The organism is Nocardia araoensis NBRC 100135, from assembly GCF_000308435.1.
Lineage (GTDB): Bacteria > Actinomycetota > Actinomycetes > Mycobacteriales > Mycobacteriaceae > Nocardia > Nocardia araoensis.
The window spans coordinates 1-8756 of record NZ_BAFR01000323.1; the positions used below are offsets into that span (position 1 = coordinate 1).

Annotated in this window: 8 protein-coding genes and 4 pseudogenes; 5 read left to right on the plus strand and 7 right to left on the minus strand. The window is 64.0% G+C overall.

The genetic code is table 11. From position 1 onward, the window contains the following. Positions 1 to 368: 368 nt before the first annotated feature. Entirely contained in the window at positions 369 to 698 is a 330-nt protein-coding gene (locus ON21_RS38030; protein WP_245562811.1) for an alpha/beta hydrolase-fold protein, read from the plus strand. Between the two features lie 441 nt (positions 699 to 1139). Continuing rightward, positions 1140 to 1547: a hypothetical protein gene (locus ON21_RS31305; RefSeq protein WP_051021529.1), complete on the plus strand. Its 408-nt coding sequence runs from the start codon at positions 1140 to 1142 to the stop codon at positions 1545 to 1547. A gap of 10 nt (positions 1548 to 1557) precedes the next feature. On the opposite strand, the gene ON21_RS31310 is transcribed toward ON21_RS31305, so the two are convergent. Next, positions 1558 to 1992, minus strand: a complete 435-nt coding sequence (locus tag ON21_RS31310) for a transposase (RefSeq protein WP_157171060.1) — start codon at positions 1990 to 1992, stop codon at positions 1558 to 1560. A 455-nt stretch (positions 1993 to 2447) separates the two neighbouring features. On the opposite strand from ON21_RS31310, the gene ON21_RS36185 reads away from it, so the two are divergent. Further along, positions 2448 to 2786 carry a hypothetical protein gene (locus tag ON21_RS36185; protein ID WP_157171061.1) on the plus strand — a complete coding sequence of 113 codons (339 nt, stop codon included), beginning with the start codon at positions 2448 to 2450 and terminating at the stop codon, positions 2784 to 2786. A gap of 277 nt (positions 2787 to 3063) precedes the next feature. On the opposite strand, the gene ON21_RS38890 is transcribed toward ON21_RS36185, so the two are convergent. After that, on the minus strand, positions 3064 to 3189 hold the full coding sequence (locus ON21_RS38890; protein ID WP_373281165.1) for an aldehyde dehydrogenase family protein: 126 nt from the start codon (positions 3187 to 3189) through the stop codon (positions 3064 to 3066). A 123-nt stretch (positions 3190 to 3312) separates the two neighbouring features. On the opposite strand from ON21_RS38890, the pseudogene ON21_RS31325 reads away from it, so the two are divergent. Next, positions 3313 to 4456, plus strand: a pseudogene (locus ON21_RS31325) (IS3 family transposase). A gap of 66 nt (positions 4457 to 4522) precedes the next feature. Here the strand turns inward: ON21_RS31325 and ON21_RS31330 are convergent. The 5 genes and pseudogenes from ON21_RS31330 to ON21_RS31350 form a co-directional block, all read right to left on the minus strand. Then, on the minus strand, positions 4523 to 5479 hold the full coding sequence (locus tag ON21_RS31330; protein ID WP_306307724.1) for an IS3 family transposase: 957 nt from the start codon (positions 5477 to 5479) through the stop codon (positions 4523 to 4525). Then, the gene (locus ON21_RS31335; protein WP_039804057.1) at positions 5380 to 5691 is read right to left on the minus strand and encodes a transposase; all 312 of its coding nucleotides are present in this window, start codon (positions 5689 to 5691) and stop codon (positions 5380 to 5382) included. Before ON21_RS31335 ends, ON21_RS31330 begins: the two co-directional genes overlap by 100 nt. A gap of 144 nt (positions 5692 to 5835) precedes the next feature. Continuing rightward, positions 5836 to 6511: pseudogene (locus tag ON21_RS31340) on the minus strand (helix-turn-helix domain-containing protein); the annotation flags it as partial. Between the two features lie 49 nt (positions 6512 to 6560). Continuing rightward, entirely contained in the window at positions 6561 to 7601 is a 1041-nt protein-coding gene (trpS, locus tag ON21_RS31345; RefSeq protein WP_039804059.1) for a tryptophan--tRNA ligase, read from the minus strand. 198 nt (positions 7602 to 7799) lie between these two features. Continuing rightward, positions 7800 to 8141: pseudogene (locus tag ON21_RS31350) on the minus strand (transposase); the annotation flags it as partial. Positions 8142 to 8206: 65 nt separating this feature from the next. Here ON21_RS31350 and ON21_RS31355 point away from each other — a divergent pair. Then, positions 8207 to 8756, plus strand: a pseudogene (locus ON21_RS31355) (IS256 family transposase); the annotation flags it as partial.

Genomic DNA, 8756 nt, shown 5'->3' on the forward strand with positions numbered 1-8756 from the left:
TTCGAGCTCTAGGGGCATATTTGATCAAGCCGCAATCTCGGTTTCGGTTACGCTGTGTTCGCCGTCGGTCAGGTCGCCGGGTTCTCGGCGGCGTCGCAAGGGCCGCGGCGGTGCTGGATGCGGCGGTGCCCGTTCCCTTACCCGCAGATGTTGAGCCGCCGACACCACCACCGAGTTCCGGATCGTCGAAACATTCCGAGGCTCCGCCCGAGAGGACCTACATGCCTAGTCCGGCGGTGATAGACCATATCGAGCCGATCACCGATCGCTCGCTGCGGTGTATGTGAGTTCGCCGGCGATGGGCTGTCTCGTGCAGGTGCAAGTGCTCCTGCCCGCCGGTCAGAGTAAAACCTCACCCGACGGTGTACATGCTCGACGGCCGAAACGCCGAGGAAGGCAACAAGGGCTGGACCGATCGCGGCAGCGCGGTGGGGGTTCCGCGCGGACAAGAAGGTGAACGTCGTGCCGGCCGCGTGGTGAGCTATTACACCCACTGGCAGCACCCGGATCGCGTGCCTTGCGTCAATAAATGGGAAACATTCGTCACCAGGCAACTGCCGCGGCTCATCGACGCACACTTCAATGGCATCGGCGGCAACGCAATCGAAGGAGTCTCTATGGGTGCCGAAGCCGCGTTGATGTTGGCGACGCGAGCACCTGTGCACTACAAGGCGGTCGCCGCGCGCAGCGGGTGCTAGTTGCTGAGTTCTGAGTTCGCTCAGGCACAAGCGCGCTCGATAGTGCGAACCGGGGGCGGCGAACCCGAGAATATGTTCGGCAAACACGACGACCCGGATTGGCGTGCCCACGACCCGTGGATGCCTTGCGCGGCAGCGCGATCCACCTCTCGATCGCCAGCTGCCTGCCTGGCGAACATGATGTGCTGGGACCCCGAACTGCCTGACGCGGTCCTGTATGGCGGACCGCTCGAGGCCCGCGCCGACTACTGCACCCACCATTGGTCGACCGGCTAACCCAACTGTCCATCCCCGCCACACCGAGCTTCCGGCCCACCGGCGCTCACTCCTGGCCCTACTGGGCCGACGAACTACCCAGATCCTGGCCACCCGTGGCCACCGCACTCGATCTGCCGAACTGAAAAGCGCAATGAAACACCACATCACGAAGGGAAATTTGACATGATCAACGTCAAGAGATTGTCGGCCGTATGCGTGGGAGCAGTCGGGATTATCGCCGCAGTGGCCCCGACTACCGCGTCCGCAGCAACCTATGAAGAAGGTATGTGTGGTGCCGGATACAAGGTGATCGACTCACATGAACTCAAGAACGGCACCGTCTTCCTCACCTACAACGGTGATCAGAACTGTGTTGTCACCGTGCGGAACCATCGAGGAGCACCTCAGCGGATGGAGGCCGGCATAGCGTTGTCGAAGAACATCAACAACGATGTCACCCAAGAGGGTGATTTCACCTGGTACGCAGGACCGGTGCGCATCGCGGCGAAGGGCCAATGCATCTACTGGGCTGGCTGGATCGGAAGCTTCGAGGACGACGGTTTCATATCCGACAAGGGGCACTGCGGATGAGCGGCGAAGATCAAGAGGTAGTGTGGAATAGCCAAAACCATTGACGATATGGCAAATTCCGAGGCGTAATATCCGACGAAATTTGCCACGTCGGCCTTTGCTGCAACGGAATTTCATCCAACACCACCGCCGACGCCGGAATGATTGACCAATGCAACGACTGCCCGATGAACTCGGCCGGCGCGTCGCCTCCGCTGGTCTTGCCCGAGGCTTTGGTAACCGGGGTGACGCCGCATTCGCCGCCGGCTTGGTCGACTGTGTCGACGCGGTCGAGGATCGGACCGATCTCGGCGAGCGCTTCGGCCAGGTTGATGGTGCCGACGCCAGGGAGCGCGGCCAGCAGTTGGGCTCTCGGGTGCTCGTCGACGCGTTGCCGGATCAGGTTTTCCAGATCGGCAATGGCGGTTTGGATGCTGCGCAGCAATGTGACTTGGGTTCTGATCATCAGTGCCAGGGTGTCGGTGGGTAGGTGGGCGGCCGGAACGGCAGCGGCGTGTAACCGGGCCAGCAGCAGTGCGGCGGGGTTTCCGCCGCGGTAGGAGTTCCGGCGTAGGTCGTATCTGGCCCGAGAGCGAGCACCGAAAGGGGTTTTGGGAGCCACCTGTTCGAGCACCTTATGCAGGTGACGTTCGAGCTGGTCGGCCTGATCGTGGGCTTCCCGGGGCCCGAACGGCGAGCGAACGCAGCGCCAGGTTGGTCGCCTGCACCGGATCGGTGAGACGCGCGGGGTCGAGACGGAACCCGGCGCAGGTGGCCAACAGTTTCGCGCGCGACAGGCTGCGCAGCTGACTGCGCAACTCCTCCGGGCAGGTCGTGACCCGCCCGCGCAGCCCGTTGAGTGCGGCGGTCGTGGCTTTGACCGCGCCGTGCCTCGCCACCCGCAGCGCCCGGACAGCTTCGATGGCGCTGGTGCGTGACTCCGGACCCATCGAGCAGTCGGCGGGCCGCGGCGTAGGCGTCGATGGTGTCGGTCTTGCCGTGGGATCGACGCAGTCAGCGGTTCGGGCGCGGCACCTCAGCGGCGTTGTAGCCGCGGGTGTGCAGATAGCGGACGAGTTCGACTCCGTAGACCCACTGCCGTCGATGCCGATTCGCGCCACCTGGCCGAACGAGGCGATCCAGCGCTCAATTGCTGTGCATCTCTGCGGTGGTGACGAATTCCCGGTCGGCAGGTTTACTGCCGTGCTCGCTGACGACTGCGACCTGGTGGGTATCGGTGTGGGTGTCAACGCGGCATAAACGATCGGCGCCGAGTCGGAGGACGATGTCATCGAGCAGGTGCTGCCTTTCACAACGGCAGGCTCTGCGTGAGTCCACCCGAACGGGGTGGTGTGGGACCGACAGGCCAGTCACGGGACGGCGCAAGCGCGGCAGGCTCCTATCAAGTCACGACCCACGCTGTGCAGAACCCGGAGAACTATGCGGAGTGGGCTCACCGCGCCGACCCGGTGCCGGGCCGACGGGTCCTTAGAGCTCCTGACAGGTTCGGGTGAGTGGCGCTGAGTGATGTTGGGTGCTACGCAAAGGGATTCGGTGTCAGCGTGTATTTGGTCTGGAGGTATTCGTGGATTCCCTCGGCGCCGCCTTCGCGGCCGAGCCCGGACATCTTCCAGCCGCCGAACGGAGCGGCGGCGTTGGACACCACTCCCACCGCGGCCAGTTCATCGGCGCGCCGCAGCTTGCGTGGCCCGTCCCCGGTGAGCGAGACCGCTCGGAATTAGAGTCCTGTTGGCCCTGGTGAGGGCTGGAAGGGACACTGAGGGATATGGCAGGACGTAAGCGGCATTCCACGGAGGACATCGTGCGGAAGCTGCGCCGTGCCGACGAACTGGCCGCTGCCGGCCAGACAGGTGAGCAGATCGCCGCCGATCTGGGAGTGTCGGCGGCGACGTTGTACAACTGGCGCCGCCAGTACGGAGGCGTGGACACCGACGCCGCGAAAGAACTCAAAGAGCTGCGGGAGCAGAACGCCAGGTTGAAGCGGCTGCTGGCGGACGCGGAGCTGGAGAAGGACGCTCTGCGGGAGATCGCGAAGGGAAAATTCTAGGCCCGGCCGCCGCGCGGCGGGCGGTTGACATGCTCAAACAGGTGATGGGCATGTCGGAGCGGTTCGCGTGCAAGGTGGTCGGGCTGCACCGGTCCACGTACCGGCGGCTGCCGGCCGCGCAGACCCCTGCCGATCCAGATGCCGGTTTGCGGGCCTGGCTGCGCGCCTACGCGACGAAGAATCCGTGTCACGGGTTCCGTCGTGCCTGGGCGGCGTTGCGGTTCGACGAGGGCAGCGCGGTGAACAAGAAGCGGGTGCACCGGCTCTGGCGAGAAGAGGGCCTGCAGGTCAGGGCCCATTCGCCGCGGAAACGGGCCGGGTGTTCATCAATGCCGCCGACCGAAGCTGACGCCCCGAAAGTAGTGTGGGCCTTGGATTCCAGTTCGACTCCACCATCGACGGGCGGGCGGTGAAGATCGCGTCGATGGTCGACGAACACACCCGCGAATCGTTGCTGCACATCGTTGAACGGTCTATCACCGCCGAACGACTGGTCGCCGAGCTCGAGCGCGTGTTCGCCGCGGCCGGCGGGCCGCCGAGAGTACTGCGGATGGACAACGGGCCGGAACTGATTTCCCATGCGCTGCACAGTTTTTGCGCAGGGCGGGTCGGAATGGTCTACATCCCGCCCGGGACACCGTGGAACAACGGCTACATCGAGTCGTTCAACCGCAGGTTGCGTCACGAGTGCCTCAACCGCAACCACTGGACCAGCCTGCTCGAGGCCCGCGTCGTGATCGGGGACTTCAAGGCCGACCACAACCGGCGGCACCGGCATTCGGCGCTGGGGTATCTGACCCCGGCCGAGTACGCTGCCCGCTGCCGCCACACCCACCATCCCGTGGCCTGTGGCACCAACTGAATCCGGATCGAATCAACCCCGGACTCAAATACCGGGTTGATCTGGCCCCTGCTCGTCGGTCCGCGCTTACGAGAGTTGAGGGCTTGGTCGGATGTCGAGCCACAGCGTCTCATACTCTGTGGGGCTGAGGTGGCCTAGGTAGGAGTGACGGCGCTCGGTGTTGTAGAAGTTGTCGATCCAGTCGGACATCGCGATGGTCAGCTCGAGGGTTGTCGACCACTTCCTGGTGTTGAGGAGTTCGGTTTGCATCCGTCCCCAGAATGACTCCATCGCTGCGTTGTCGAAGCAATCACCGACAGTTCCGAACGAAGGCAGAATCCTGTGCCGGCGGAGGTTCTCACCGAACGACCACGAGGTGAATTGTGTTCCGTGATCTGCATGCACGATCAGCCCCTCGTTGGTGACGCGTTCTGTCATTGCCATGTTGACCGCGTTGTTGACCAACAGCGTGTCGGCGATGGTGGAAAAGGATCGGCCGACGATCTTCTTGCTGAAGCAGTCCAAAACGGCGCAGCAATAGACTTTTCCGTCCCTTGCGGGATGTTCGGTGATGTCGGTACACCACAGCTCGTTGGGGCGAGCAGCGGTGAAGGCCCGGTTCACCAGGTCCGCGGGAGTGCTCACTGCGAGCATCGGGTGGCCGCGTCGTTTGCGTCTGGGCAGGCCGAACAGTCCACGCTCGGCCATGATCGAGGCAACCAGCTTGTGGTTGACGATCATCTCGCACTCGGCCAGCAACGCAGCCTTGATCCGGCGTTTGCCGTAGGTTCCACGGGACTGGACATGAATCCGGGAAATCTCATCGGCGACCACGATCCTGCGAATCGTTCTGGTGGACAACGGCTGCCGTCGTTGCCGCAGAAAGGTGGATCTGTGCACTCCAGCGATTCGGCAGGCCGACCGCCCCGAATGTCCGAGCGCGATCAGCCCTTCGACGACCGCGATCCGCCTTTTGGGGACACCACCGCCTGCGCATCGAACAATTCGCAGGCGTCGCGAGTGAGTTTCAATTCGGCTTCCAATGCGGCGATCCGTTTCTTCGCCGATGCCAGCTCGTCAGCTTCCACGCTCGGAATGCCCTCGCGGACTCCTGCATCGACGAGGACCTGCGCCTTCCACCGGAACAAGGTGGCAGGCGAGATCCCTGTCTCGGCCGCTATCTCGGCGACGGGGTCGCCGGCACGCAGCCGAGCGCACACCTGTCGGCGCATCGCCAGCGGAAAGGATTTCGGCATCGTGACCTCCTGCGGGTCAGTCTGCCTCAACTCTCGTAACCGCGGTCCCCTGAGCGGGGGCCAGATCAGGTGGTCGCCTTACCGGGGACCGGTCACCGGGCCCCGTGTAGCACCTTCGCGAAGTCCCTCGCGCGGTAGCAGGCGGCCATTGTCTGTGACGACGCGGTGAATGTATTCGATGCCGTGGGCGGCGAAGAACGCTCGGGCACGGAGCATGAACCCAATTGCGGTGCAAGTCCTTTCGTCGTTAAGAGCTTCGGTGTAGGCCAGTCGGGAGAATCCGTCGATCGCCGAGTGCAGATATACGTATCCGGCGCGGGCGCCGGCGGTCTTTGCCCTGCTGACCTTCTTGGCAAGTTCGCTGCCGCGGCCGTGGGCACGCCAGCCGCCGCCGTCGGGGATGCGGCCGACCTTCTTGATGTCGACGTGGACCATGTGTCTGGGCCAGCGAGCAATGATCCGTCGTGGTGCGCGGTTGCTCTCACCAGGCGGGTCGAGGAACCTGCGCCGATTCAATCCAAGATGGACCAGGTGCCGGCTGACGGTTCGCACCGAGATGGCGATGCCGTCGTTGGCGAGTTCGAGGGCGATGCGCCGGGCCGACCACTTCGACCGGAGTGGCGGTTGGTTGGCGGTACGGCACGCTGGGCCGGTCGAGCAGGCCGGGCTCTCCGAACTCGCGGCAGCGGGCCACCCATTTACTCGCACACGCTCGTGAAATACCCATTTCAGCGGCGATGTGCGAGATGGGGCGAGTCTGACAACGCTGCACGAGTCGGCGACGGCCTTCGACGGACAACGGCGCGTTTCGGTGAGTCATCGGCGCGGTCTCGACGTGAGTAAGAAATTTCGTATCCGTGTGGCAGGCATCAGTACGCGGTCCCCATCGCAGCGTGCACTTCCTCAAGGGTGCGGGTTGGCTCCACGTTGGCGCGGCGGTTCCCGTGCCATAGAACACTGCGCACGAATTCACGGTCGCGCGCGAAGTCGGTGCGACGCCGACGATGTGGGGCGAGGAACTCGTTGACCGAGTCGGTGGTGAGCTTCTTCAGCGCCCCGGCCCCAGCGTCGCCGATGTTATCGGCCAGGTCTCTTTCATCGCGCCCGGAACACAATGCGGCCGTGGTCAGCAGCGCCGACACGCCGGGACGATTGACCGGGTCGAATGTGATGAGTCGCTGGGAGTCGGTCGGGGCCCGGCGGATCAGGGCCGCCGTTTCGTCGGCGGTCATCGACAATGCGATCGCGTTGCCGTAGCTCTTGGACATCTTTCGCCCGTCGAGACCGGGAACTTCCGGTGCCGAGGTGAGCAGTGCCTGCGGTTCGGGGAACACCGCGCCGTAGCGTTCATTGAAGCGCCGCGCGATCACCCGGGTCAGCTCGACGTGCGGCAGGTTGTCCTTCCCCACGGGAACCAGGTTCCCCTTGCAGAAGAGGATGTCGGCGGCCTGGTGGACCGGGTAGGTCAGCAGCAGTCCGCTCAAGGCACGACCGGATGCGGCACGTTCCGCTTTGACCGTGGGATTGCGGTGGAGCTCGGCCTCGGTCACCAGGCTCAGGAACGGCAGCAGGAGCTGGTTCAGCGCCGGGACCGACGAGTGAGTGAAGATGGTCGCCCGGTCGGGGTCGATCCCGGCAGCCAGATAATCCAGCACGGCGCTGTAGACGTTCTCCCGGACCTGCCCGATCGCGTCGCGGTCGGTGATGACCTGATAGTCGGCGAGGATCACGAACGTGTCCACGCCCAGACCGTGCAACCGCACCCGTTCAGAGAGCGTCCCGAAGTAGTGACCCAAATGCAGAGGGCCGGTGGGGCGTTCGCCGGTGAGGATGCGGTACCGGCCGGGGTGCTCGGTGACCGCGGCACGCAACGTGTCGCTGCGCTCGACAGCGGCAGAGAAGGTATTCAACGTACAGCTCCTGGATGGTCAAGGGGCTGTACAAACCTCGTTCAAGTCAGATGACATGCGGGCTGCGTACAGCCCGCGGACATGGTTAGACGGGCTGCTGGAGCAGCCACCACCATGCCCGTCGAATGTCGATCACCTGGCAACGATAGCACCACGGCGCGACTCCTACATGCCACCAACGTCATGACCCGCAACAGCTAGCCGGTCCCTGAACTCGCACAGCACCGAGGCGTCGAACCCCTTGTCGGTCAACTCCAGGCCCAACATGTATTTCCAGTCAATTCGGGACCGCACCGCTTCGGCGGCCTGGCGATCCGACAACGCCTCGGTGAACTGCAACACCGACACCAACGCCAATCGCCACGGCGAGACCGCCGGACGGCCACGAACCGCGAACAAGTCCGCGAACTGCTCATCGCAGAACAGCACCCCCAACTCGTCCCGAATCCGGATCGCCAGGCACCCCTTCGCGAAAGCTGCGCGAGCCACCCGCGCCGTCTCGACGGGAACCTCGCCAAACCCACTGGGGCGCAACGACACCGACTATCTCCTCAACCAAACCAGCACCTCAACGAATGATGATGTCACCCCACGATCAAGAATTCGCCAGCAGAGTCATCTATGTCGCGCTGGCGGTCACGGTCGAGGGCACTCGCGGCATCCTTGGCTTGTGGGCCGGAGACGGCGGCGAGGGCGCGAAGTTCTGGCTGCAGATCCTCACCGAACTCAAGAATCGTGGTGCCGAGGATGTGTGCATGCTCGTCTGCGACGGTCTCAAAGGGCTTCCCGAGGCGATCGGACAGGTCTGGCCGGCCGCGGTCGTCCAGACATGTGTGGTGCATCTACTACGCGCATCGTTCCGGTACGCGGCCCGTCAGCACTGGGACGCGATCGCCAAGGCGTTGAAGCCGATCTACACCGCACCGACGGAATCGGCCGCGCTGGAACGGTTCTATGAGTTCACCGAGGAATGGGGCACGAAGTACCCGGCCATCGTCAAACTCTGGGAGAACTCGTGGTCGGAGTTCGTGCCGTTCCTGGCGTTCGACACCGAGATCCGCAGGGTCGTGTGCTCGACGAATGCGATCGAGTCGGTCAACGCCCGCATCCGCCGGGCCGTGCGCGCCCGCGGCCACTTCCCCAACGAACAAGCCG

Coding starts and splice junctions, on each gene's coding strand:
- ON21_RS31310 (WP_157171060.1), bottom strand. CDS start 1,992: ATGATCAGAACCCAAGTCACATTGCTGCGCAGCATCCAAACCGCCATT.
- ON21_RS31305 (WP_051021529.1), top strand. CDS start 1,140: ATGATCAACGTCAAGAGATTGTCGGCCGTATGCGTGGGAGCAGTCGGG.
- ON21_RS31335 (WP_039804057.1), bottom strand. CDS start 5,691: ATGCCGAAATCCTTTCCGCTGGCGATGCGCCGACAGGTGTGCGCTCGG.
- ON21_RS36185 (WP_157171061.1), top strand. CDS start 2,448: ATGGCGCTGGTGCGTGACTCCGGACCCATCGAGCAGTCGGCGGGCCGC.
- ON21_RS38030 (WP_245562811.1), top strand. CDS start 369: ATGCTCGACGGCCGAAACGCCGAGGAAGGCAACAAGGGCTGGACCGAT.